A 24,165-nucleotide genomic window follows, 5' to 3' on the forward strand; every position below is an offset into this window, starting at 1 on the left:
TTACTCCGCCGGAATGCCGTGCGCGACGCGGAACAGGCTCCGCTCCTGCGCACGCTTTTCCGGTCTGTGACGCGTCAGCGCGAGAATGAACCCGGCCGTGACGCAGATGGCGACCATCGACGAACCGCCGTAGGAAATCAGCGGCAGGGTCATGCCCTTCGCCGGCAGCAGCTCGAGATTGACGCCCACGTTGATGATGGATTGTATGCCGATCTGCAGCACGAGGCCAGCGACGGCGAAACGGTTGAAGTCGTTGCGCTCCTTGTAGGCATGCGACAGACCGCGCAGCACGAGCGCGGAAAACAGCAGCACCAGAGCGATGCAGAAGATGATGCCGAACTCCTCGGCCGCGACCGAGAAGATGAAGTCGGTATGCGCGTCGGGGATGATGCGCTTGACGATGCCCTCGCCCGGACCCTGGCCGAACCAGTCGCCACGGATGATCGCTTCGCGCGCCGTGTCGATCTGGAACGTGTCGCCCTCGCCGGTCATGAACTTGTCGATACGCAACGCCACGTGCGGGAAGACGTAATAGGCGCTGACGAGACCGCCGACGCCACCGGCGCCGAGCACGATGATCCAAAGCCACGGCATGCCGGCCATGAAGAACATGCCGCCCCAGACCGCTGTCGTCAGAATGGTCTGGCCAAGGTCGGGCTGCGCCACGAGAAGCGCCGCGACCATGCCGAAGAGGATGATGGCGAAGAGATTGCCAGGGATTTCCGGCTGGCGCGCATGCTCCGCAAACAGCCAGGCGCAGACGACCACGAAGGCCGGCTTCATGAATTCAGACGGCTGGATCGAGATACCGGCCAGCGTCACCCAGCGGCGAGAGCCCTTGACCTCGACGCCGAAGAACAGCGCGAGCAGCATCATGGCGATCGCGACGATCAGGAGAAGGATCGCGGTGCGTCGCACCTGCCGCGGCGTCAGGAACGACAGGCCGATCATGACCGCCAGCGACGGGATCATGAAGGCCGCATGGCGCTTGACGAAGTGGAAGGGTTCAAGCCCGATGCGCTCGGCCACCGCCGGCGATGCGGCAAACGACAGCATGAAGCCGATGCCCATCAGGAAGATGAACATCGCCAGGAAGAACCGGTCGATGGTCCAGAACCAATCGGCCAATGCCCCGCGTTCCGCACGACTTACCATGTCACTTCTCTCCTGTTGCCGAACCGATCAGCATGGTGATTCCGTCGAGCGCTGCCACATGGCTTACGAATGCATCGCCCCTGACTTCGAAGTTCTTATATTGGTCGAAGCTTGCGCAAGCCGGTGCTAACATGACCGCCAATGGCCCGCTCTCGTCCTGGCCCGCATCCTCGGCCGCATGCGCGACCGCCTGGTCCAGCGTTCCCGAGATCTCGTAGGGTACCGCCTCGCCGAGCGTGGCGGCGAATTCCGCGGCCGCCTCGCCGATCAGATAGGCCTTGGCGATGCGCGGAAAGAACGGCACAAGCGTGGTGATCCCGCCCGCCTTGGGTAGGCCGCCGGCAATCCAGTAGATGCGGTCGTAGCTCGATAGAGCCGGTGCGGCCGCATCGGCATTGGTTGCCTTGGAATCGTTGACGAACACCACATTGCCGCGCCGGCCGACCGGCTGCATGCGGTGCTTCAGGCCCGGGAAGGATGCGAGGCCCGCGCGGATATCCTCGACTGAGACGCCGGCCGCAAGGCAGGCGGCGACGGCTGCCGCCGCGTTCTGCGCGTTGTGGCTGCCGCGCAGCGTCGGGATACCGTCGAGATCGGCGATCGGAAGTGCGGCGCCCGCTTGCGCCTGGATGAGCTTCGTACCCTCGGCATAGATGCCGTCGGCGAGCACATGGCGGCGCGAGATGCGCGTGACCTTGCCGCCTGCCCGCTCGATGCGGTCGGCGATCATTTCGCAATGGCTGTCGTCGACGCCGACGATGGCGACGTCGCTGCCGGCGACCAGTCGTTCCTTGACGTCGGCATAGTGCTGCATCGTGCCGTGGCGGTCGAGATGGTCGGGCGTGAGGTTGAGCAGAATACCGGCCGACGGATTGAGCGTCGGCGCGAGATCGATCTGGTAGGACGAGCACTCGACGACGTAGAAGCGCCCAGCCTTTGGCGGCTCCAGCGTCAGCACCGCCGTGCCGATATTGCCGCCGAGCTGTGTGTCGCGGCCGCTCGACTTCAGGATATGGGCGATCAGCGCCGTGGTGGTCGATTTGCCGTTGGTGCCGGTGATGGCGATGAACGGCGCGTCAGGCGCATGCGCCCGGCGCTCGCGCACGAAGAGCTCGACATCGCCGACGATATCGACGCCGGCAGCGCGCGCCAGATCGACCGTCCAATGCGGCTTCGGATGCGTCAGCGGCACGCCCGGCGACAGCACGAACAGCGACTGCGCGTTCCAGTCGATCGTTCTGAGATCGGCGGTGTGGATCCCCTCGGCCGCGGCCTTGGTCACGCTATCGGGATTGTCGTCCCACGCCGTCACCTCCGCGCCCCCAAGGATCAGGGCGCGCGCCGTGGCGAAGCCGGAACCGCCGAGCCCGAAGAGCGCGACCTTTTTTCCAGAAAGCGTGGTGACCGGGATCATGATCGTCTTACCGCAGCTTCAGCGTCGAGAGGCCGAGCATGGCAAGGCCGACGGCGATGATCCAGAAGCGGATGACGACCTGGCTTTCGGTCCAGCCCTTCTTCTCGAAATGGTGGTGGATCGGCGCCATCAGGAAGACGCGGCGTCCGGTCATCTTGAAGAAGCCGACCTGGATGATGACGGACAGCGTTTCCATGACGAACAGGCCGCCGATGATCGCCATGACGATCTCGTGCTTGGTGGCGACGGCAACCGTGCCGATCGTGCCGCCGAGCGCCAGCGAACCGGTGTCGCCCATGAAGATGGCGGCGGGCGGCGCATTGAACCACAGGAAGCCGAGGCCGGCGCCGATGACGGCACCGAGAACGACGGAGAGTTCGCCCGTGCCGGGCACGAAGTTGATCTGCAGGTAGTTCGCGAAGACGGCATTACCGGCAAGATAAGCGATGACACCGAAGGAGGCCGCCGCGATCATGACCGGCACGATCGCGAGACCATCGAGACCGTCCGTCAGGTTCACCGCATTGCCGGCGCCGACGATGACGAAGCCGCCGAAGACCACGAACATGATGCCGAGGTTGATCAGGAAGTCCTTGAAGAACGGGAACGCGATCGACGAACCGAAGGTCGAGCCGGCAGGGCCGGAAGCCAGCGATGCCCGCATCATGAAATAGACGGCAATGCCGGCGATGACGAACTCGATACCGAGGCGCGCCTTGCCGGAGAAGCCCTTGTGGCTCTGCTTGCTGACCTTGAGATAGTCGTCATAGAAGCCGATCGCGCCGAAGCCGAGCGTGACGAGCAGCGTCGCCACGACATAGACATTCGACAGATCAGCCCACAGAAGCGACGAACCGACGATGCCGGCCAGGATCATCAGGCCGCCCATGGTCGGCGTACCGGCCTTCTTGAAGTGGGTCTGCGGTCCGTCGGCACGGATCGGCTGACCCTTGCCCTGGCGGATGCGCAGCGAATTGATGATCATCGGCCCGAACAGGAAAACGATCAGCGCGGAGGTGAAGAGAGAGGCGCCCGTGCGGAACGTAATGTATCTGAACAGGTTCAGAAATTTCAGGTGTTCCGACAGTTCGACTAGCCAAATCAGCATTCAGGGCCCCTTGTTTACCCGCTCAAAATTCGCGTTGCGTGTCGGCAAATGGCGGGAACTTGTCAAGGAGCGCGGCAATAATCTTGCCGAAACCGATGCCCAATGACGATTTTACCATCAGCACGTCGCCTACCGCGACAGAGTTCAATACGTGGTCGATGAGTTCGTCGGTCTGTGCGCGATGCACGACCGAAACGCTCTCGGGAAGTGATTCCTTCAGCGCCAGCATCTCGTGGCCGGCGAGCCAGACATGTTCGATGCCGGCGGCAAGCAGCGGCCCGGCGAGGTCCGTGTGGACCTTCTGCGAATAGTCGCCCATTTCGAGCATGTCGCCGAGCACGGCGATCCGCCGTCCCGATCCCGTCGGCATGGAGCTCGCGAGCAGCGCGATTGCCGCGCGCATCGAGGTCGGATTGGCGTTGTAGCTTTCGTCGATGACGGTGAAGCTGCCATGGCCGATCGAGAGCTTGTGGCGACGCCCCCTGCCCTTTTCGGCCTGCAGCGTCGCAAGTGCGGCGATGGCCGCGTGCATGTCGGCGCCGACGATCCTGGCGACGCCGAGGGCTGCCAGCGCGTTCTCGGCGATGTGCCTGCCGGGCGCGCCGATGGCGACCTCATGCGTCTCGCCGTCGATGGTAATCCACAAGGTCGAGCTCTGGTCCCCGCCGTTGAACTCCGCCATGCGGAAATCGGCCTTGGCGTGCTGCCCGAAGGAGTGGATATGCTGGATGCCGCAAGCCTGCGCCGTGCGGTCGAGGAAATTGAACTGGTCGTTGTCGCGGTTGAGCACGGCATGGCCGCCGGGCACGACACCCTCGAAGATCTCGGCCTTCGCGGTCGCGATTTCCTTGATGCTCTTGAAATTGCCGAGATGCGCCGGCGCGATCGTGGTGATGACGGCGACATGCGGCTCGATCATCTTCACCAGCGGACGGATTTCGTCCGGGTGGTTCATGCCGACTTCGAAGACACCGAAATAGGTGTCGAGCGGCATGCGCGCGAGGGTCAGCGGCACGCCCCAGTGATTGTTGAAGGATGCGACCGACGCATGCACCTTGCCCGATGGCGCCAGAACCCGGCGCAGCATCTCCTTGGTGGTCGTCTTGCCGACGGAGCCGGTGACGGCGATGATCTGTGCACGAGACCGAGCCCGCGCCGCAAGCCCGAGCTTGCCGAGCGCCACCAGCACGTCCTCGACGACGATCATCGGCACGGTCAAACGGCCGAGCGCCGGCAGCCGCGCCTCGCTGACGACGAGCAGCGCAGCACCATTGGCCATCGCCATCGACGCATAGTCATGACCGTCGACCCGGTCGCCCTTGATCGCGAAGAAGGCCTCACCCGGCTGGATCGAGCGGCTGTCGATCGCGATCCCGGTAATCCCCTCCGGCAAGGTGCCGAACGGGCGCCCGGCCATGGCCGTGATCATGTCCTGCGTTGTCCAAAGCCAATTCACGATTTCAGCTCCTCCAAAGCCTTGCGCAACTCGGCGTGATCCGAAAACGGCAGCGTGACGCCACCGATCGTCTGCCCCTCTTCATGCCCCTTGCCGGCAACGATAAGCGTATCGCCGGAGGCGAGCATGGCGACCGCATCGCGGATCGCCTGGGCACGATCGGGGATCTCGGTGGCGCAAGGGGCTGCTGCCATGATCTCGGCGCGGATCGATGCGGGCTCTTCCGAGCGCGGATTATCGTCGGTGACGACAACGACATCGGCGAGCCTGCAGGCGATCTCGCCCATGATCGGCCGCTTGCCGCGGTCGCGGTCTCCACCGCAGCCAAAGACGACGATGACGCGGCCGGTCGTGAACGGACGCACGGATTCCAGCACATTCGAAAGCGCATCCGGCTTATGGGCGTAATCGACATAAGCGAGCGCACCGTCCTTGGTGTGGCCGACGAGCTCGAGACGGCCAGAAGCGCCCTGCAATTTCTCAAGCGCGGCCATTGCGACCTTGGCCGGAACGCCGGTGGACATGGCAAGGCCTGCGGCAACGAGCGCGTTGGCCACCTGGAAATCGCCGGCAAGCGGAATGTCGACCTCGAAGATCTGTCCCTCGGCGTGGATTTCGGCGACCTGCTTGTGGCGGAAATGCTCGACGCGCTTCAGCGTCAGATACTCGCCCTTCCGGCCGACCGTGCGCACGACATGTCCTGAATCGATCGCCGCCTTGATCGCCTGTTCCGACCATGCGTCGTCGGCAAAGATCACGGCGGGGTTGCCCTTGGGCAGCAGCGTATCGAAGAGCCGCATCTTGGCGGCCATGTAGTCCTCGATCGTCGGATGATAATCCATGTGATCGCGGCCGAGATTGGTGAAGGCAGCGGCGGCAAGCTTCACGCCATCGAGGCGCGACTGGTCGAGGCCGTGGCTCGACGCTTCCATCGAGGCATGCGTCACGCCTTCATCGGTCAGTTCGGCCAACAGCGCATGCAGCGACACCGGATCGGGTGTGGTGAGCGAGCCGTAATCGTTGCGGGCCGGCGAGACGACGCCTGTTGTGCCGATCATCGCGGCCGGGTGGCCGGCAAAGGCCCAGATCTGGCGGGTGAAGGAGGCGACCGACGTCTTGCCGGCGGTTCCGGTTACCGCGACCATGGTCTCCGGCTGCTTGCCGTAGAAATTCGCGGCTGCGAGCGACAGGAAGCGGCGCGGTTCGCTGACGACGAGAACGGGAATGGAGGCTTGCGTCGGATGCGAGGCGATCGCGACCGTAGCACCGCGCGCGGCGGCATCGGCGATAAAGCCTGCGCCGTCAGCCTTGGTGCCGGCAACGGCGACGAAGGCCATGCCGGGCGCGATCTTTCGGCTGTCGGCGGAAAGGCCGGAAATCTCCAGCGCGCCCACCGGGCCGTTCAGTTCTTCCTTCAATTCCGGAAACGCATTTCCGGCGATGTCCCTCAGTTTCATCGAACGCACACTTTTCTCTCGAGCCGTCGAGCCCCCATGGCGAATCGGCTGCGACATTCATCCAGACTCAATAAGACACCAACATGGCCGATCCGTCGTCACCGAACTTCGGTTCCACACCGAGGATTGGCGCCGCACGGGAGATGATGTTCTTGACCATCGGTGCGGCGGTATAGGCCGCGATGTTCTGGCCCTTTTCGCCATTGTGCGGCTCGTCGCAGAAGGTCAGCACCACGTACTGTGGGTTCTCGATCGGAAATGCCGCCAGGAAGGCATTGAAATTGAGGTTGGTGGCGTAGCGGCCGTTGACGACCTTGTCGGCCGTACCGGTCTTGCCGCCGACGTTGAAGCCGGGAACATCGGCGTTGCGGCCGGAGCCCTTCACACCGTTGACCTTGAAGAGATAGCGCACGTCGTCGCTGGTGCTCTTCTTGACCACCACTTCAGCCACTTCATCGGCCTGATCGCGATTGCGCGGCAGGAAGGTCGGCTCGATCAGCTTGCCGCCATTGACAAGTGCCGCACCGGCCACAGCCGTCTGCAGCGGCGTCGTCGAAACACCGTGACCGAAGGAGATGGTCACCGAGTTGATCTTCTTCCAAACCTTCGGCTGGCTCGGCATCTTCACCTCGGGCAGCTCGGTCTTCATCTTGGTGAGGAGGCCAAGCTTCGTCAGATAGTCCTTCTGCGCATCGATGCCGACGATGTCGATGATGCGGGCCGTGCCGACGTTCGAGGAATACTGGAAGACTTCAGGCAGCGTCAGCCAGCGGCGCTGGCCGTGGAAGTCGTGGATCGTGAAGCCGCCGATGTGCAGGGGCTGCGTCGCGTCGAAGCTGGAATTGAGGTTGACCTTGCCGGTGTCGAGCGCCATGGCGAGCGAGAAGGTCTTGAAGGTCGAGCCCATCTCGAACGTGCCGTTCGACATGCGGTTCAGCCAGCCTTCCTTGGCACCTTCGAGCGGATTGTTCGGATCGAAATCCGGCGCCGATGCCATGGCGAGCACTTCGCCGGTGTGGATGTCGAGGACGACGGCGCCAGCACCCTTGGCTTCGTAATTCTTCACCGCGTTGACGACGATATCGCGCACGATGTTCTGGACGCGGATATCGATCGACAGCTTGACCGGCTCCAGCGGCTGATCGCTGGTCATGCCGACCATGGCGAGATCGGCCAGCCCCTGGTCGTCGATATATTTCTCCATGCCGGCAACGCCGCGATTGTCGATGTTGACGTAGCCAAGGATATGCGCGGCGGTCGCGCCACCGGGATAGAAGCGGCGCTTCTCCGGACGGAAGCCGATGCCGGGAATGCCGAGCGCCAGAATCTGGCTCTGCTGCTTCGGCGACAGCTGGCGGCGCAGCCAGGCGAAGTGCGAATTGCGGTTGGCGAGCTTCTTGTAGGTGCCCTTCATGTCGAGGTCGGGCAGCACGGTTGTCAGCTTCTCGACGGCCTCATCGGCGTCAACGATCTTGTTCGGCTCGGCAAACAGCGAGACGGTGCGGATGTCGGTCGCCAGCACTTCGCCGTTGCGGTCGAGAATATCGGGGCGCGACGCCAGCAGGCGGTCGGGCGGCAGGATGCTGGAGACGACGTCGGGATCACGCACGGCGTATTCGACGAGACGACCGCCAATGACGCAGTAGACGCAGACGAACGCGAAAGCCAGAAGGCCGACGCGGCTCTTGGCCTGACCGCTGCGCTTCTTGCGCGAGCCCTGGATCGACACGCTGCCGGATGGACCGCCAAACCGGCTGTAGACGCCGGAAGAAAAGTGGGCCTGGCTCTTGGCAACCATGATGCGTGAAAGAAAGGACATCTCTACTCCACAGATCCGGTTGTCATTTCGTCTTCTTCCTCGACAGGCTTCGCCACGACCTTCGGCTTCGGTTTGCCGGTCTTGGCGTCGGCAATCTCCGGCACCGGCACCTGCGCCTTCAGCATCGGCAGCTCCTTGGCATGCACCAGCGAGGTCGAGACGGTCGGCTGCAGCTGCAGCTCGCTATTGTAGTTGTTGACCAGCCGCTCCAGCCGGTTCGGCTGCGATTGCAGCGCCCAGTCGGCCTTCAACAGATCGATCGTGTCCTTCTCGAGCTTGATCTCCGCTTCGAGGCGGTGAACCTCCTCGAGCTTGAGTTCGGCCCGATGCTTGATCGTATAGGTCACGGCGGCCGCGGCCGTCATGACGCCAACAAGAACGAGGTCGAAGGTTCTCAGCATATCAGGCTCCGAGCTTTCCGAGGCTTGCGAGGTTGGGCAGTCCGAAGATCGACATGTCGGCGGCTTCCGCCGGTGCCGTGGTTCTGAGACCCGCACGCAGCTTTGCGGAACGGGCGCGCGGATTGAGCTCGGCTTCCGCGTCACTTGCCGACACCATCGGCTTGCCGATCCGGTCGAAGGTGGCGGCACGCTCGTGAGCGATCGGCATGTGGCGCGAGCCGGATGCCTTGCCGGCGCGATCGGAGAAGAAGGTCTTGACGATGCGGTCTTCCAGAGAATGGAAGGTGACGACCACGAGACGGCCGCCCGGCTTCAGCGCCTGCTCGGCCGCGAACAGCGCCTGCGCCAGCTCGCCGAGTTCGTCGTTGACGAAGATGCGCAGCGCCTGGAACACCCGCGTCGCCGGATGGATCTTGTCCTTCATCTTGCGCGGCGTGACGATCTCGATCAGACCCGCCAGATCGCGCGTCGTCTCGAACGGCTTCTCGGCGCGGCGCTTTTCGATCGCATGCGCGATGCGCGGCGACTGGCTCTCTTCGCCGAGGAAATGGAAGATGCGGATGAGCTCGGCCACCTTGGCGCGATTGACGACGTCGGCTGCGGAAACGCCGGATGCCGACATGCGCATATCAAGCGGCCCGTTCTTCTGGAACGAGAAACCGCGATCGGCCTCGTCGATCTGCATCGACGACACGCCGATATCGAGCACGACGCCATCAAGACCGCCGGCGGGCGCGTGATCGGCCAGCCGCGAGAATTGCGAGTGAATGAGCTTCAGGCGACCGCCATGTGCATCGACCAGCGCTTGCCCGCCCGCGATCGCCGTCGGATCGCGATCGAGCGCGATCACCTCGGCACCACCAGACAGGATGGCCGACGTATAGCCGCCTGCGCCAAACGTGCCGTCGAGAATGACCTTGCCGGCAGCAGGCTCGAGCGCCGTCAGCACCTCGTTGAGAAGAACCGGAATGTGGCGAACCGGTCCGCCACCGGCATCAGTTGAACCTTCGCCAGGATTCGCCGCCATTCCGTTCCCTCGTGTTACGAGGAACGCTTGCCCGCCAGCCTGCGCTCCTCTCGTGCTCGTTGCTGCACAGCCTGAAATTCCTTCGGCTGCCACAGCTGAAAATGATCCGCCCGACCAACGAAGGTCACTTCGTCCGAGATACCGGTGAAGTCGCGAATGAAATCCGTGACCATCAACCGCCCCTCGGCGTCGAGCTTCATAAAGACCCCGCCCCCGTGAATGAGAAGCGACATCTCGTTCGCTTCCGGCGAAAACGGATCTTCCGCAGCGATCTGCCGCTCGAACCTTTCGAGAAGGTCCGAACCGCCGACGCTGATCGCCGGAAACACAAAATCCTGGAAGCAGTACAAATCCTGGATGTTGCTCTGCGCCATCACCGATCGAAACGCCGCGGGCACGGAGACCCTGCCCTTGGAATCGATCCTGTTGGTCGCATGTGAAAGGAAGCGGCCCATGACACGAAACATCCGTTCCCGAAAGAGCCCGGACAGCGATTAGGCGCCCCGAACCCCATTTCTCAGACACAGCTTCGCCAGCCGGATGGACGACATTCCATCCAGCGTCTCCGGTGAGGAGTACGCCTTTACTTTGCGATTGGTGGGCACTTGATTGCCCTTGCGCAGTGCAGGAATGGGATAACATGGGACCATATGGGCGTCAATGGGAAACGCCCGTCTCACGATGAGCGCAGTATCGAAAATTTATAAGCTGTTAAGTTTAACAAAGGGTTATGAACGCCCGAATTCTCAGGCTCCAAAGCGCCCTAGAGCGACACCGCAGCGTGTGGCGAAAAACATCGCCGGTTGCGGAAAATGAATTCGAACACGCCGCGCAGGTGAAAATCACAAAACTCAACTTTAAATGCGCATTTGGAGATAGGCACCTTGAGCCACCTCCCCGTTCACCCGCATGTGTTCATCCGGCGTCTTATGCCTACTATGTCGTTAACGGAAAATAATGTATTTTAGATATCATGCATACACAAAGACAAAAACATATCCATTTGCAGAACAAACTAAGAAAGCACGGAGAAAATCCATGGCGAGTTTTAGCTTCAAGGGAATGTTGGCTGGAATGAAAACGCCGAATACTCAGCCTCCACTGAAGAAAGTCGGCATGACTTCTGAAATTCAGTGTGTAAACTGTGGAAAACTACTCAAGCGATGGTCGGCACTTTCGCTGAGCAGCACCGTTTGCGAGGAGTGTCTTCGCCAGCCACCAACGTCTCACTGAGCCCTAAAGGGCCAGTGAAATCGTATGGACGTCGATGAAAAGACAATCGCCAGTTGGCCTGTAAGCCGGGTTCTGTATGGCTCCGGCCGAAACCGGAACGTGGCAGCCATTCCTCTGGGACAACGTTTGCACGTTGCCTCTCGCAACCCACCCGGATGACTGGCCTGGAAACCAGCCGGACGGCTTGCGCCGCCCGCGTCATCCCTATTCGGTCTTGCTCCCGGTGGGGTTTACCTTGCCATCGCCGTTGCCGGAGACGCGGTGGGCTCTTACCCCACCCTTTCACCCTTACCTGCCGAGGCAGGCGGTTTGCTTTCTGTGGCACTTTCCCTGAGGTCGCCCTCGCCGGACGTTATCCGGCACCGTGTTTCCGTGGAGCCCGGACTTTCCTCACCCTACCGTCTTTCGACATTGGTAAAGCGCGGCTGCCCGGCCAACTGGCCCGGCTCCCTTAACCGAGACTGGGAGCGAATGCCAACAAAATATCGCGTCAGGCTTCGCGGAAATACGGTTTGAAATCCGTCGCGTAGCCCTGTCCGTTGATTCGACCTTCGAGCAACAGCAACGCGCCGAGCCGGCCGATCTCGTCGGAGCTCTTGGCAGCCGTGCCGCAACCACCCGTCAGAACGCCGACACGGGGCGACCCGGTATAGCCGATCATCGGATGCCCGCTCGGCGTAAACGAGACGACGCAGGAGCCGCTTGAGGTGGAGACAGGCCGAAGCTCCGGCACGACACGCTCGATCAACCGCGTCAGATGCGACTGCACGCTCTCGCGCCCATCGGTCTTGAACCAGTCCCGCAGCTCCGGCTCACGCTCCAGCCTGACATCATCGGGATCGCCGCCGATCTTCATGTAGACCTTGCCGTCAGGGTAGCGGATCGGTGGCAGCATATAGAAATCGTCGAGACCATCGGCGCCATGCGAGATCAGAGACGGCATGCCGGAGAACCGTGCGGCGGCGGCCTCATCGATCTCGTAGAAGGCGATGGTGCGCGCATAAACCTTCAGATCAACAGGCTGCGGCAAGAGATTCTCCGCAATGGAAAAACCGCCGGCAGCGAGCAGCACCTTCTCGGCCCGGTATGTCTTCCCACCAGCCGTCTCGACGGCAACCAGACCGCCCTCGTCGCGGATCGACACCGCGACCTCCCGGATGACGGAAGCACCAGCCTTCTCGGCGGCAATCGACTGCGCCCTGACAAGATTGCGCGGGCTGATGTAACCCGCCCCGGTCGCCTCGTGGACACCCTCGGTGCCGGCGGCAAAGGCGAAAAACGGAAACCGCTCCTTCAGGCCGGCATCGTCGAGCAGCGCCGTCTCGACGCCGAGCGACCTGGCCGCCGCCGATGTCCGCTCGACATAGCCATCCGGGCCGCCGCGCGCCGGGCCGACCACAAGGCAGCCTGCAGGCGTGTAGAAGGAAACGCCGCTCTCCCGCTCGATCTCGGCGTAGCGGCCGATCGAGCGATTGGCGAGCAAGGCCCAGTCGCGGTCGGGATCGATGGTGCGGGTAATGCGCCCCTCGTCGTAATGGCTGGCGAAAACGCCGTCATGCCGCTTGCGATCCTCAGGCTCGTCCGGGCCGATGGCAGCAACGCCATCGGTCGATTTCGCCAGATGCCTGGCGGCGGCAGCGCCCATCATGCCACGGCCGACGATGATATACTTGAAATCCACGCTCATGACCGTCCCGATCTATCGAAAAGAAGGTGTCAGCTGCCGGCCGAAATCGGCCTCGCCGAGCGCGCCTTCCGCAAGCAGCACCGCACCCAGCCGCCCCAGCTCGTCCGACGACTTCGCGGCAACGAAATTGCCGCCCGTCAGCACCGCGATGCGTGGCGAGGAGGTGAAACCGGCATAGGGATAGGCGGTCGGCGTGAAGGTCGCGACGCAGGGCGCCGATGTCACCGGGCAACCCGCGAGATCAGGCATCAGCTCCAGAGCGGTGGCGACCAGCAGATCGCGCTCGGCGGGGTCGCCATCCGACCGGAACCAGGCCCCGGCATCCTGAAGCGTATCGAAGCTGCGCGTCTCCGTATCGCCGCCGAGTTTCAGATAGGTCTTGCCATCGGGATAGCGCACCGGCGGGAGAATATAGACATGGTCCTCGTCGCGATCACCGAAGACGATGCTCGACGGCATGCCGCCGAAGATCGCCTTTTCGCGTTCGCCGAGCTCGTAGAACACCACCGTGCGCGCCGCGACGCGGGTATCCACGGGCGCGGGAAGAAGCTGATTGAAATTGCTGAAACCGCCGGCCGCGACAAGCACCCGCTCTGCCGTATAGGTCCGGTCGCCGACGCTCACCTCGACATGCGAGCCGGCATCCTGAACGCTGGTTACCGTCGCATCGATGATGGTGACGCCGCCCGCTTCCGCAAGCGCCGTCTGCGCGCGCACCAGGGCGCGTGGATTGACATGGCCGGCCCGGCGCTTCTCGTAATAGCCGCTGAAGCTCTCCCTCAGCGTGAACTCAGGAAAGCGCTGGCGCAGGGCAGCGGGATCCAGCACCTCATACTCGACGCCGAGCCCGTCGGAGACCTCGATCGCGCGTCCGAGATAGCCCTGCCCCGGTTGCGGCACCGGCCCGGCGAACAGGCATCCGGCTTCGGTGAAGAAGGAGATGCCGCTCTTCGCCTCGATCTCGGCGTAACGGTCGAGCGAACGGGCGGCGAGCGTCGCCCAGACGATATTGTCGTCGAAGGTACGGGTAATGCGCGCCTCGTCATAGTGGCTCGCGAACACGCCGTGGTGGTTCTTGCGCTCGACAGGCTCGCTCGGGCCGATCAGCGCCACCCCTTCGATCATCGCGCTCAGATGCCGGGCCGCAGCCGCGCCCATCATTCCGCGCCCGATTATGATCGCCTTGAAATCACATGCCATGTCTCACCTCGTTTCAAGGTGAGATAGCACGATCTGCAAGTTGAATCATATTGTTAAGTCATGCCCTCAGGTGATTCAGCCACAAGCGGTTTTGCCCGTGGCTATCCCACGCTGGCGATCAGTTGATCATCGCCAGCACCTTGCCGCAATAGGCCTTGGAAACCGGGTTCATGCGGGTCGCCGCGTGGCCGGCATTGTACTTGAGGATGGTATCGCAGGTCTCGCCGCCACCAAGCGTGTGGGCAGCCGCCAGATACTTCATGCCGTACTTGATGTTGGTATCCGGATCGAAGAGACCCTTGCTGGAACCCGAATAGCCCATCATGCGAGCCGTCGCCGGCTTGATCTGCATGAGGCCGATTTCGCCGGCGCTGCCGCGAGCATTCGGATTGTAGTTGCTTTCGACACGAACAACGGCATGCGCGAGTTCGACCGGGACGTTATACTCTTTGGCGTACTTGACGATGATCGCCGCATACTTGCTGCCGGGCATGTCGGGCATCGCGAAACCGGACGTACGGTCTACGGTATTCAGTGCCACGGTCTTCTGAGCCTTATCGGTCTTGGCGACCTTCTGCACCCTCTGGGTCTTGTGAACTTTCGGAGCCTTCTTCGAGGCCACTTCGGCCGTTTTGGCCTTGTCTGTCTTTTGCGTCTTGAGTGTCTGCGTCGTCTCTGTCGCTTGCGCTCTATTGCCCCATTCGCCTGCGTTTGCGCAATTGAATCCCATCAGCAGTGTGCTGGCGCACACCACAGCAGAAAAAATCTTTCTCATGTAGTCCAGATACTCCAAGCAAAAGAAAAGCTGCGTATAAATGAAATCCGAACGCAGCATAAATTCGCATCAATACTCAAAGTATCAGCGATATTTCTTTTCTGTTTCAATTGACGACGGTCGACAACACACAACAAAACAACCGGCGCCGTTTAGCGACTGCGGTTAGACCATCGCATTGAGGAGATAATAGGGAAAACATGTGGCAGCGCGGCAAACCCGTAAAATCTAGGGGTATATGCCGGCAAATCGGCCCGGTCTCAGACGCCGTAGCGTGGCAGGGCCGATAGCAGGCGATGCAGCGTGTCGATCGTCGAGAAATCGGCGATCCCGTCGACCCTCTCGGGCCTGAAATGGCGCTGGAAGGCTTCGATCTCGCCGGCCATCTTGTCGGAAAATTCGCCTGTGATCTCAGTGCCGTAACCATAGAGCGACAGCATCGACTGCAGGGCTTCGACCGGCTGCCCCTGGTCACCGCGCTGGAAGAAGCGTCCGCCGGTGATCGCGGCCGGCGCCACCCAGTGGCCGACGCCCCTGGAGTGCAACAATCCCCAGGGGAAGTTTTCGCCCGGATCAAGCTTGCGCCGAGGGGCGACATCGGAGTGTCCGAGCACCCTTTCAGGCACGATGGACCAACGTTCGCCGCAGTCGCGACACAATTCGATCACCGCATCGATCTGCGCCTGCGGATACTCGGGGCAGCCGCCCGGATGGCCTGCATTGGCGATCTCGATGCCGATCGAAGACGAGTTTATATCGGTCTCGCCCTGCCAGATGCTCTTGCCGGCGTGCCACGCGCGCCGCGCCTCCGGAACGAGCTGCACGACGTCGCCATTCTCGTGCACGAAGTAGTGGCACGAGACCTGGCTCTCTTCGCGACAGAGCCAGTCAAGCGCTCCGTCCGCCGTCGGCATGCCGGTATAATGGAGAATGATCATGTCGGGCTTTCGCCCGTCGACGCGCTCGCCATGGTTCGGCGACGGCTTTACGCTCGCTTTGGCGTAGTCTGCCTCGAAGGCGCTCATGCGGCGCGGCGTTCCTTCTCGATCGCCTCGTAGGCGGCATTGAGCGCCGCCATGCGTTCATTGGCAATCGCATGAAACTCGGCCGGCACGCCGCGCGAGATCAACCGGTCCGGATGATGCTCGCTGACGAGACCGTGGTAACGGCGGCGGATCGTCGGGAAATCGTCCGACGGCGAAACGCCGAGCACCTTGTAGGGATCGCCGCCGATCGACACGTGCCGCGCGGCAATCTGCTCGAAGCGCTGCTCGCTCATGTGGAAGATCTCGGCCACATGCGCCAGGAACGCAAATTCCTTCTCGTGGATGAGACCATCGGCCTTGGCGATATGGAACAAGCCGTCGAGCACTTCTTCCAGAACAGGGCAGTTGGCGGCACAGGTCACGCAGAGCGTCGAAAGCCGCTCCGCATAGGCCTCGTAGCCGGCCACATCCTGGCGCGCGAGATTATAGAGACGCGCGACGTTGGCGGCCTGATCGTCGGGGAATTCGAAAATCTCGCGGAAGGCCTGAACCTCCTTCTCGCTGACGATCCCGTCGGCCTTTGCCATCTTCGCCGAAAGCGCGATGATCGCGACCGAAAACGCCACCTTGCGCCGCGTCTCGGGATCGCCTTCAAAAACCGTGCGAACAGCCTCGACCACGGCGGAAAGCGCATTTCCCGCAGCGTTGCCTATGGCGTTCAGCAGTTTTTCCCAGAAGGACATCAGGTCTCTCGTCTAATAAAAGGAGAAACACCTTGAACAAATAAAGGTTGCCTTTGCAAGACGGGGATTGGCCGCAGGGTTGAAAACACCTTTCACAATTCGGTAATGGTCGCGTGTAACCGAGACATCGGCACCCTTTGGTGACCCCAAACCCGACGGCCTCGTGACGCTTTGTCGCGCCGCATCGGGACGCCTTCGGACAGACGCGCCGACGATTTCCACAATCCCATGCAAACCGCGGTTGCTGCTTGAACCGATTAGATCAGCGCCCAAGGGCGACTTGGCCGTCAGACCGCGCTGCAACACGCATTTTTCACAGAAACAACACTTTACACCATCCGCTCTCTGCCGCATCCATGCACGACCGAACCAAGTTTAGACACGGATAGCGGAGACACCCATGGCCAAGAAAAAAGTCGCAATGCTCACGGCAGGAGGCCTTGCGCCTTGCCTCTCTTCGGCCGTCGGCGGGTTGATCGAACGCTACACCGACATTGCTCCCGATCATGAACTGATCGCCTACCGCTCCGGCTACCAGGGCGTGCTTCAGGGCGACAGCATCAAGATCACGCCCGAGATGCGCGAGAAGGCTTATCTGCTGCACCGCTACGGCGGCTCGCCGATCGGCAACAGCCGCGTCAAGCTCACCAACGCCGCCGACTGCGTCAAGCGCGGCCTCGTCAAGGAAGGCGAAAACCCGCTTCGGGTCGCGGCCGAGCGCCTCGCCAATGACGGCGTCAGCATTCTCCACACGATCGGCGGCGACGACACCAACACGACTGCTGCCGACCTCGCCGCCTATCTCGCCGCCAACGGCTACGACCTGACGGTCGTCGGCCTGCCGAAGACCGTCGACAACGACGTCGTTCCGATCCGCCAGTCGCTCGGCGCCTGGACGGCGGCCGAAGTCGGCGCGCACTTCTTCGACAATGTCAGCAACGAGCAGACCGCCGCTCCGCGCACTCTCATCATCCATGAAGTCATGGGCCGCCACTGCGGCTGGCTGACGGCGGCAACCGCCCGCGCCTATCTGAAGCGCACCCGCAACAATGAATATGTCGACGGCATGATGACCAATGCCGGCATGAAGAGCATCGACGCGGTTTATCTGCCCGAAACGCTCTTCGACCTCGAAGAAGAATCGGCGCGCCTGAAGGAGATCATGGACCGCACCGGCCATGCGACGGTCTTCGTCTCGGAAGGCGCCTGCCTGGACGCCATCGTCGCCGAGCGTGAAGCGGCCGGCGAAACCGTCAAGCGCGACGCCTTCGGCCACGTGAAGATCGACACGATCAATGTCGGCGGCTGGTTCCAGAAGCAGTTCGCGAGCCTGTTGAACGCCGAGCGTTCGCTGGTGCAGAAATCCGGTTACTTCGCCCGCTCCGCCCCTGCCAATGGCGACGATCTGCGCCTGATCCAGAGCATGACCGACCTCGCCGTCGAGAGCGCCCTTAACAAGGTGTCGGGCGTCACCGGCCACGACGAGGGCCAGAACGGCAAGCTGCGCACCATCGAATTCCCGCGCATCAAGGGCGGCAAGGCTTTCGACACCTCGGTCAAGTGGTTCGGCGAACTGATGGACGAGATCGGCCAGAAATACGAAGACGCATGATTGACGCAGGCGAGATATGATGTCTTTGCTTGTCCTCTAATGAAAGAGGAGGAGATTCCATGTCGCTCGAAGCTTGGCTAGCATTTGCTGCAGCATCGGCAATCATGCTGGCTATCCCAGGGCCGACGATTCTCCTCGTCGTATCTTACGCGCTCGGCCACGGCCGCAAGACAGCCTTTGCGACCGTGAGCGGCGTGGCGCTCGGTGACTTCACCGCGATGACGGCATCTCTGTTCGGCCTCGGCGCGTTGCTGGCGGCGTCGGCGACGCTCTTCACCATCCTGAAGTTCATCGGCGGCGCCTATCTGATCTGGCTCGGCATCAAGCTCTGGCGGGCGCCGATCATTGACGGCCCGATGGCCGACAATGACAATCTGCCCGAGGAAAAATCGCTGAAGATCTTCCTCCACGCCTATGTGGTGACCGCGCTCAACCCGAAGAGCATCGTGTTCTTCGTGGCCTTCGTGCCGCAGTTCTTGAACCCTGCGCTTCCGTTCTTCGGCCAGATGCTGATCATGGAAGCGACCTTCCTCGTGCTCGCGACCATCAATGCCTCCACCTACGCTCTTGCCGCGCATGCCGCGCGGGGCCTGATTCGCAAGGCCGCCGTGCAGCGCGCGGTCAATCGCACGGGCGGCACATTGCTCATTGCAGCCGGCGCCGTGACCGCCGGATATCGCCGCATCGCCGCCTGAAAATCTCAGGCTTACCGACCGCGAAAAGCTCAAGAAATTTTCCGTGGGTTGCCGCAAAGCAACGAATAGGTTAATTGGCAATTCAGGGCTTAAGGTTTTTGGTAACTTTTAACGCTGCCGGGGTGGCGCGTTTTCACGAGAGTGAGAGTATGGCAGCGATCGGTTTTTCCGGCTTTAAACGCAATCTCATCGTATCCACGATGCTGTGCTGCGTTGCTGCTGGCTGCTCGAGCGTCGAATACACATCCCAGGCGGATTTGATGGCCGAGCAGGTCGTCGTCCCTACACCGAAGCCCGGCGAAGACGCGATGTTCGCGGCCATCCCCGCAGGCGAAGGCACACCGGAAACACAGATCGGCGGCGACCAGACCGCTGCATCCGTGGCAACCGCCGCCATGCCGGCAGTCGATTCGGCGCAGCAGACCGCGCAGTTGCAGCCCGCCGCTTACGGCCAGATCCCGCTGACACCTGAGATGACCGCGATCCAGTCCGTGGTGCCGACACCGCGACCGGGTGCTCCGTCGACCGAACTCGCCTTCGCTGCCAGCCCGCAGAACAATGCCATTGCCGCCCTTTCGGCGATCGACACCACCCCGCACTCGATGATGGACTACGGCTTCGACACATCGGGCCCGATGGACCCGCCGACCGCGCCGCCGATGTTCAGCGACAATGACAGCGACGACGATGGCGCGCCGACGGTCGAAAAGAGCGCGATCACCAAGATCATCGAAAAGTATTCGCAGATCTACAAGGTTCCCGCGACACTGCTTCACCGCGTCGTTCACCGCGAAAGCCGCTACAACCCGAAGGCCTACAACAAGCGCGGTTACTTCGGCCTCATGCAGATCAAGTACAACACTGCAAAGTCGATGGGTTACGACGGCCAGCCCGAGGGCTTGTTCGACGCGGAAACCAACATCAAATATGCCGCCAAGTATCTGCGCGGCGCATGGCTGGTGTCCGACAACAGCGAAGACAATGCCGTCAGGCTCTATGCCCGCGGCTACTACTACGACGCCAAGCGCAAGGGCATGGACGACATCGCCCACGGCAACTACTAAGCCTTGTAGGCTTTAGCGTCTCTATTGCGCGAGATCGGCCGAGGCCGATCGGGTCGGCGGCGGCAGCTTCGCCAGTATCTCCTTCAGCAGATTTTCCGGCCGATATCTGAGCCAGCTCGGCGTCAGCCCGAGCCTGACCATGACGAGACTGGCCGACGGCACGATCACCATGCTCTGGCCATCGTGTCCTTCCAGCCAGAAGGCGTCGTCCGGAATACCGGTCTCCCCGCTTCTGCCGCTGCCAGGCGGGCGAAGCCAGGACTGACCATGCGAATACATGCCGCCGGAAGATGCCGTCGGCGTGCGCATCATGCTCATGAAGCTCTCGGGCAGCAGCCGCTCGCCGTTCCAGACCCCATCCTGCAACAGGAACTGCCCGAACCGCACCCAATCGCGCGCCGTCGCGTAGAGATAGGAGCTCCCGGCGAAGGTGCCGCGCGCATCCACTTCGAACACCGCGCTCGACATGCCGATCGGATCGAACAGCGCCGTTCTCGGATAATCGATCGCCTGCTTCTCGTCGCCAAGGCGATCCATCCAGATGCGGGAGATCAACACGGAGGTTCCGCTGGAGTAGTTGAACTGCGTGCCCGGATCGTCATCCAGAGCAAGGCTTGCCGGCAGCGCCGTCTGGTCGGTGTCGAGATAGAGCATGCGCGTGACGTCGGCCACCGTGCCATAATCCTCGTTGAACCGTAGACCGCTCTCCATCCCAAGCAGCTGCCCAAGGGTGATCTGCGACCGCTTGTCGTCGCGCCATTGGGCAAACAGCCCGGCATCCTCGGCGCCGATCTTGCCGTCGAGCATCAACCGGCCGACGAGCGCCGCATTGACCGTCTTGGTCATCGACCAGCCGATCAATGGCGTTTGCGGCCCGAAACCCTTGCCGTATTTCTCCGCGACGATCTTGCCGTCATGCAGGACGACCACGGCGCGCATATGCTCGCCGGTCAAATCAGGGTCGGCAAGTAGTGCCGCGATCGCCGTGTCGTTTTCGATCGGCAGCGCGGCTGCGTTCTCTGCAGGCTTTGCGACGGCAGGCTCGGGCACCGCCTTTCGCGCGGCGGCGAAATCGCCATCCGGCACGGCGGTGCAGCCGAGACCATCGCGGTAGATCGCATAATTAGCGGCAAACAGCCCGAGGATGCGCGCCGTCACCTGCTTGCCGGCCTCATCGACCTGCACGCGAATCAGCCTCAGCAGGGGATTGCCGGGCGCCTGGACGTCTTCGGCCAGCACGGCATTCGCGTCGCGCCCGGCCAGGAAGACATTCGAGCAGACGATCTTCGCCGCATAGCCGTCGCCGATCCTGAGCAGCTCCGGCGGCCTGACATAAAGCCAGCCAGCACCCGCAACGACGATAACGGCGACACCCGCAGCCGCCGCCTTCAAGATGCGCAGAACGCGTCCCATGAGCACCCCTCCCCAGCCAATAGAGAAACAGGAAAATTGCCCTTTAGAAAGCGCCGTCAAGTCCCGGCCGTTCCCAATTGCGCGAGGCACCCGCAGTCCGGCCGCCCACAGGCAACGTCATCAAACTGTAGCGCCGCCGCGTTAAACGCCCTGAACGCTAAATGTTGAGAGACTCACTTATGACGGAATTTGCCCCGGATGCCGGCTTCCGCAAGAACCGGAAACTCAAGGCAGCTCTTCTCCGCCACAAGGCCTTTTCGAAAGAGGGTCTGTCCGAACGTCTTTTCGGCCTGCTCTTTTCCGGCCTCGTCTATCCGCAGATCTGGGAGGATCCCGATCTCGACATGAAGGCGATGGAGCTCGAACCGCATCACCGCATCGTCACCATCGGCTCCGGCGGCTGCAACATGCTCGCCTATCTCTCGCAAAGCCCTGCTTCGATCGACGTCGTCGATCTCAATCCGCACCATATCGCGCTGAACAAGCTGAAGCTCGGCGCCTTCCGCCACCTTCCCGCTCACGCCGATCTCGTTCGCTTCCTGGCAAGGCCGAACCAGTCCGCCAACAGCCAGGCCTTCGATCGCTTCCTGTCGGCCAATCTGGATGAAGCCACGAGCAACTACTGGAACGGCCGCAAGTTCGGCCGCCGCCGCGTCACCGTCTTCGATCGCAACATCTACAAGACGGGCCTGCTCGGCCGCTTCATCGGCGCCGCCCACCTTCTCGCCCGCGTCCATGGCATCGATCTCACCGGCGTTGCCAAGGCGAAGACGATGGAAGAACAGCGCCAGCTCTTCGACGAGAAGATCGCACCTCTGTTCGAAAAGCCTGTCGTGCGCTGGATCACCAGCCGCAAGAGCTCGCTCTTCGGCCTTGGCATCCCGCCACAGCAATATGACGAGCTCGCAAGCCTCGCCGCCGACAATTCGATCGCGCCGGTTCTGCGCCACCGCCTGGAAAAGCTCACCTGTCATTTCCCCATGCAGGAAAACTACTTCGCCTGGCAGGCCTTCGCCCGCCGCTATGCCGATGAAGGCGAAGGTCCGCTGCCGACCTACCTGAAGGCGGAGCACTACGAGGCGATTCGCGCCAATGTCGATCGCGTCAGCGTTCACCATGCAAGCTTCACCGAGCTGCTTGCCGGCGAACCCGCCGCCTCGCGCGACCGCTACATCCTGCTCGACGCGCAGGACTGGATGACGGACCAGCAGCTGAACGACGTCTGGTCGGAAATTTCGCGCACCGCCCGCGACGGCGCCCGCGTGATCTTCCGCACCGCCGCCGAAAAGAGCATCATCGAAGGCCGTCTCTCGCCCGCCATCCGCGACCAGTGGACATATCTCGAGGACCGCTCGCTCGAACTGACCGCGCTCGACCGCTCGGCGATCTACGGCGGCTTCCACATCTATGTGAAGAAGCCATGAGCCAGACAGATATGAGCCCGGTGGACGCCCCCTCTGAGAAACATGCCGACCTGATGGACGGCATGTATCGCTACCAGCGCCATATCTATGACCTGACGCGCAAATACTATCTCCTTGGCCGCGACCAGACGATCCGCAATCTCGACATTGAGCAGGGCGCCACGCTGCTCGAGGTCGGCTGCGGCACCGGCCGCAATCTCGCGCTGGCCCACCGGCACTATCCTCAGGCCAGGCTCTACGGCCTCGACATCTCGCAGGAAATGCTTATCTCGGCCCGCAAGACCTTTGCGGGTCTGAACACCTCAGCCGATTTCCGCGTCGCCGACGCCACGGCCTTTGACGCCCGCGATTTCGGCGTCGATGGTTTCGACCGGGTGATGATCTCCTACGCGCTGTCGATGATCCCCGATTGGGAGCGCGCGATCGACGCATCGCTCGCGGCGCTTGCCCCCGGCGGCCAATTGCACATCGTCGATTTCGGCCAACAGGAAGGCTTGCCCGGCTGGTTCCGCGCCCTGCTGCGCTCCTGGCTCGACAAGTTCCACGTCACGCCGCGCGCGACGCTCGGAGAGGTCCTGCAGGCCAAGGCAGATAGCGAAAATGCCCAGCTGATCTTCAAGACGATCGGCGGCGGTTATGCCTGGCGCGCGATAATAATTAAGGCCCGCTAATATTTAGCTTGAAACTAACCGATTTTTTACGTTGATATGGTGAATAGAGAGGGCATCTAAGCGCTGGACGCGTCAATTCGAAGGTCAGGCTGTGGGGCAAAAAGATCATTCGGTTCACGACGGAACATCCATGCGCCGGCTTCTGTTATGCGTATTGCCCCTTGCCCTCATGCTCGCTGGCTGCACCTCCTCGGGCTATGACTATCTCTCCACAGCCTCGATAAAGCCGAAAATGCGCTTCCAGGACACCGATCCGCAGGATTTCGGGCCTAAGCATCCGCAGCAAAACGCCATCCACGGCATCGACATCTCCAAGTGGCAAGGCGATATCGACTGGCAGACGGTGCGCAAGTCGGGCGTCGACTTCGCCTTCATCAAGGCGACCGAGGGCAAGGACCGCATCGACCCGCGCTTCAGCGAATACTGGCAGGAAGCCCGCCAGGTCGGCATTCCGCACGCCCCCTATCATTTCTATTATTTCTGCTCGTCGGCCGACGAACAGGCGGATTGGTTCATCAGCAACGTGCCGAAGGAATCCATGAAGCTGCCGCCGGTGCTCGACGTCGAGTGGAACGGTGAATCGAAGACCTGCCGCACGCGTCCCGATCCCGAGACCGTGCGCTCCGAAATCAAGCGCTTCATGGACAGGCTCGAAGCCTATTACGGCAAGCGCCCGATCATCTACACCTCGGTCGACTTCCACCGCGAAAATCTCGACGGCTATTTCCAGGATTATCACTTCTGGGTCCGCTCCGTCGCGAAACACCCCGAGGTCACCTACGCCAACCGTCGCTGGGCCTTCTGGCAGTACACCTCGACCGGCGT

At 62.1% G+C, this 24,165-nt stretch carries 21 protein-coding genes and 1 other RNA gene; 6 read left to right on the top strand and 16 right to left on the bottom strand.

All coding sequences use genetic code 11. From position 1 onward, the window contains the following. The 15 genes from ftsW to B3605_RS02450 form a co-directional block, all read right to left on the bottom strand. On the bottom strand, positions 1-1,155 hold the full coding sequence (ftsW, locus tag B3605_RS02380) for a putative lipid II flippase FtsW (RefSeq protein ID WP_026282825.1): 1,155 nt from the start codon (positions 1,153-1,155) through the stop codon (positions 1-3). Between the two features lies 1 nt (position 1,156). Continuing rightward, on the bottom strand, positions 1,157-2,569 hold the full coding sequence (gene murD / locus B3605_RS02385) for a UDP-N-acetylmuramoyl-L-alanine--D-glutamate ligase (protein WP_112944300.1): 1,413 nt from the start codon (positions 2,567-2,569) through the stop codon (positions 1,157-1,159). A gap of 7 nt (positions 2,570-2,576) precedes the next feature. Further along, positions 2,577-3,677 (bottom strand): phospho-N-acetylmuramoyl-pentapeptide-transferase, encoded by a 1,101-nt coding sequence (gene mraY, locus B3605_RS02390; RefSeq protein WP_047505803.1) that lies wholly within the window; start codon positions 3,675-3,677, stop codon positions 2,577-2,579. Positions 3,678-3,699: 22 nt separating this feature from the next. Next, a complete protein-coding gene (locus tag B3605_RS02395; protein ID WP_112944301.1) occupies positions 3,700-5,133 on the bottom strand; it encodes a UDP-N-acetylmuramoylalanyl-D-glutamyl-2,6-diaminopimelate--D-alanyl-D-alanine ligase in 1,434 nt (477 codons plus the stop codon). Next, on the bottom strand, positions 5,130-6,590 hold the full coding sequence (locus B3605_RS02400) for a UDP-N-acetylmuramoyl-L-alanyl-D-glutamate--2,6-diaminopimelate ligase (RefSeq protein ID WP_112944302.1): 1,461 nt from the start codon (positions 6,588-6,590) through the stop codon (positions 5,130-5,132). The genes B3605_RS02395 and B3605_RS02400 overlap by 4 nt, the downstream gene beginning before the upstream one ends. Before the next feature lie 67 nt (positions 6,591-6,657). Continuing rightward, positions 6,658-8,409: a peptidoglycan D,D-transpeptidase FtsI family protein gene (locus tag B3605_RS02405; RefSeq protein ID WP_047505809.1), complete on the bottom strand. Its 1,752-nt coding sequence runs from the start codon at positions 8,407-8,409 to the stop codon at positions 6,658-6,660. 2 nt (positions 8,410-8,411) lie between these two features. Continuing rightward, positions 8,412-8,810, bottom strand: coding sequence for a cell division protein FtsL (gene ftsL, locus B3605_RS02410; RefSeq protein ID WP_018897561.1), 399 nt, complete (start codon positions 8,808-8,810; stop codon positions 8,412-8,414). 1 nt (position 8,811) lies between these two features. After that, the gene (gene rsmH, locus B3605_RS02415; protein WP_112973939.1) at positions 8,812-9,837 is read right to left on the bottom strand and encodes a 16S rRNA (cytosine(1402)-N(4))-methyltransferase RsmH; all 1,026 of its coding nucleotides are present in this window, start codon (positions 9,835-9,837) and stop codon (positions 8,812-8,814) included. Between the two features lie 14 nt (positions 9,838-9,851). Beyond that, on the bottom strand, positions 9,852-10,292 hold the full coding sequence (gene mraZ, locus B3605_RS02420) for a division/cell wall cluster transcriptional repressor MraZ (RefSeq protein ID WP_047505812.1): 441 nt from the start codon (positions 10,290-10,292) through the stop codon (positions 9,852-9,854). An 823-nt stretch (positions 10,293-11,115) separates the two neighbouring features. Then, positions 11,116-11,511, bottom strand: an RNA gene (rnpB, locus tag B3605_RS02425) — RNase P RNA component class A. A gap of 49 nt (positions 11,512-11,560) precedes the next feature. Continuing rightward, a complete protein-coding gene (locus B3605_RS02430; RefSeq protein ID WP_112944305.1) occupies positions 11,561-12,757 on the bottom strand; it encodes an FAD-dependent oxidoreductase in 1,197 nt (398 codons plus the stop codon). 12 nt (positions 12,758-12,769) lie between these two features. Further along, the gene (locus B3605_RS02435) at positions 12,770-13,957 is read right to left on the bottom strand and encodes an FAD-dependent oxidoreductase (RefSeq protein ID WP_112944306.1); all 1,188 of its coding nucleotides are present in this window, start codon (positions 13,955-13,957) and stop codon (positions 12,770-12,772) included. A 118-nt stretch (positions 13,958-14,075) separates the two neighbouring features. Beyond that, a complete protein-coding gene (locus tag B3605_RS02440; RefSeq protein WP_296432051.1) occupies positions 14,076-14,732 on the bottom strand; it encodes a lytic transglycosylase domain-containing protein in 657 nt (218 codons plus the stop codon). A 260-nt stretch (positions 14,733-14,992) separates the two neighbouring features. Further along, positions 14,993-15,757 carry an N-acetylmuramoyl-L-alanine amidase gene (locus B3605_RS02445; RefSeq protein WP_112944308.1) on the bottom strand — a complete coding sequence of 255 codons (765 nt, stop codon included), beginning with the start codon at positions 15,755-15,757 and terminating at the stop codon, positions 14,993-14,995. Further along, the gene (locus B3605_RS02450; protein WP_018897554.1) at positions 15,754-16,461 is read right to left on the bottom strand and encodes a J domain-containing protein; all 708 of its coding nucleotides are present in this window, start codon (positions 16,459-16,461) and stop codon (positions 15,754-15,756) included. Before B3605_RS02450 ends, B3605_RS02445 begins: the two co-directional genes overlap by 4 nt. A gap of 400 nt (positions 16,462-16,861) precedes the next feature. Here B3605_RS02450 and B3605_RS02455 point away from each other — a divergent pair, with 400 nt between their 5' ends. The 3 genes from B3605_RS02455 (at position 16,862) to B3605_RS02465 (ending at position 19,832) form a co-directional block, all read left to right on the top strand. Beyond that, on the top strand, positions 16,862-18,073 hold the full coding sequence (locus tag B3605_RS02455) for a pyrophosphate--fructose-6-phosphate 1-phosphotransferase (RefSeq protein WP_018897553.1): 1,212 nt from the start codon (positions 16,862-16,864) through the stop codon (positions 18,071-18,073). A gap of 59 nt (positions 18,074-18,132) precedes the next feature. Further along, the gene (locus B3605_RS02460) at positions 18,133-18,768 is read left to right on the top strand and encodes a LysE family translocator (protein WP_018897552.1); all 636 of its coding nucleotides are present in this window, start codon (positions 18,133-18,135) and stop codon (positions 18,766-18,768) included. Positions 18,769-18,917: 149 nt separating this feature from the next. Further along, complete coding sequence (locus tag B3605_RS02465) at positions 18,918-19,832, top strand: transglycosylase SLT domain-containing protein (protein ID WP_112944309.1); 915 nt, start codon at positions 18,918-18,920, stop codon at positions 19,830-19,832. Positions 19,833-19,853: 21 nt separating this feature from the next. Here B3605_RS02465 and B3605_RS02470 read toward each other — a convergent pair whose 3' ends face one another. Beyond that, positions 19,854-21,245 (bottom strand): serine hydrolase domain-containing protein, encoded by a 1,392-nt coding sequence (locus B3605_RS02470; protein ID WP_112944310.1) that lies wholly within the window; start codon positions 21,243-21,245, stop codon positions 19,854-19,856. A 179-nt stretch (positions 21,246-21,424) separates the two neighbouring features. On the opposite strand from B3605_RS02470, the gene B3605_RS02475 reads away from it, so the two are divergent. From B3605_RS02475 to B3605_RS02485, 3 genes are all read left to right on the top strand, one after another. Next, complete coding sequence (locus B3605_RS02475) at positions 21,425-22,669, top strand: DUF3419 family protein (RefSeq protein WP_112944311.1); 1,245 nt, start codon at positions 21,425-21,427, stop codon at positions 22,667-22,669. Continuing rightward, positions 22,666-23,340 carry a class I SAM-dependent methyltransferase gene (locus tag B3605_RS02480; protein ID WP_112944312.1) on the top strand — a complete coding sequence of 225 codons (675 nt, stop codon included), beginning with the start codon at positions 22,666-22,668 and terminating at the stop codon, positions 23,338-23,340. The genes B3605_RS02475 and B3605_RS02480 overlap by 4 nt, the downstream gene beginning before the upstream one ends. Before the next feature lie 130 nt (positions 23,341-23,470). Beyond that, on the top strand, positions 23,471-24,165 hold a 695-nt coding region (locus tag B3605_RS02485), incomplete at its 3' end, for a GH25 family lysozyme (protein ID WP_296432057.1).

Origin of the sequence: Rhizobium sp. UBA1881, assembly GCF_002338015.1 — a bacterium.
Lineage (GTDB): Bacteria > Pseudomonadota > Alphaproteobacteria > Rhizobiales > Rhizobiaceae > Rhizobium.

Coding starts and splice junctions, on each gene's coding strand:
- ftsW (WP_026282825.1), bottom strand. CDS start 1,155: ATGGTAAGTCGTGCGGAACGCGGGGCATTGGCCGATTGGTTCTGGACC.
- murD (WP_112944300.1), bottom strand. CDS start 2,569: ATGATCCCGGTCACCACGCTTTCTGGAAAAAAGGTCGCGCTCTTCGGG.
- mraY (WP_047505803.1), bottom strand. CDS start 3,677: ATGCTGATTTGGCTAGTCGAACTGTCGGAACACCTGAAATTTCTGAAC.
- B3605_RS02400 (WP_112944302.1), bottom strand. CDS start 6,590: ATGAAACTGAGGGACATCGCCGGAAATGCGTTTCCGGAATTGAAGGAA.
- B3605_RS02405 (WP_047505809.1), bottom strand. CDS start 8,409: ATGTCCTTTCTTTCACGCATCATGGTTGCCAAGAGCCAGGCCCACTTT.
- ftsL (WP_018897561.1), bottom strand. CDS start 8,810: ATGCTGAGAACCTTCGACCTCGTTCTTGTTGGCGTCATGACGGCCGCG.
- rsmH (WP_112973939.1), bottom strand. CDS start 9,837: ATGGCGGCGAATCCTGGCGAAGGTTCAACTGATGCCGGTGGCGGACCG.
- mraZ (WP_047505812.1), bottom strand. CDS start 10,292: ATGGGCCGCTTCCTTTCACATGCGACCAACAGGATCGATTCCAAGGGC.
- B3605_RS02430 (WP_112944305.1), bottom strand. CDS start 12,757: ATGAGCGTGGATTTCAAGTATATCATCGTCGGCCGTGGCATGATGGGC.
- B3605_RS02435 (WP_112944306.1), bottom strand. CDS start 13,957: ATGGCATGTGATTTCAAGGCGATCATAATCGGGCGCGGAATGATGGGC.
- B3605_RS02440 (WP_296432051.1), bottom strand. CDS start 14,732: ATGAGAAAGATTTTTTCTGCTGTGGTGTGCGCCAGCACACTGCTGATG.
- B3605_RS02445 (WP_112944308.1), bottom strand. CDS start 15,757: ATGAGCGCCTTCGAGGCAGACTACGCCAAAGCGAGCGTAAAGCCGTCG.
- B3605_RS02450 (WP_018897554.1), bottom strand. CDS start 16,461: ATGTCCTTCTGGGAAAAACTGCTGAACGCCATAGGCAACGCTGCGGGA.
- B3605_RS02455 (WP_018897553.1), top strand. CDS start 16,862: ATGGCCAAGAAAAAAGTCGCAATGCTCACGGCAGGAGGCCTTGCGCCT.
- B3605_RS02460 (WP_018897552.1), top strand. CDS start 18,133: ATGTCGCTCGAAGCTTGGCTAGCATTTGCTGCAGCATCGGCAATCATG.
- B3605_RS02465 (WP_112944309.1), top strand. CDS start 18,918: ATGGCAGCGATCGGTTTTTCCGGCTTTAAACGCAATCTCATCGTATCC.
- B3605_RS02470 (WP_112944310.1), bottom strand. CDS start 21,245: ATGGGACGCGTTCTGCGCATCTTGAAGGCGGCGGCTGCGGGTGTCGCC.
- B3605_RS02475 (WP_112944311.1), top strand. CDS start 21,425: ATGACGGAATTTGCCCCGGATGCCGGCTTCCGCAAGAACCGGAAACTC.
- B3605_RS02480 (WP_112944312.1), top strand. CDS start 22,666: ATGAGCCAGACAGATATGAGCCCGGTGGACGCCCCCTCTGAGAAACAT.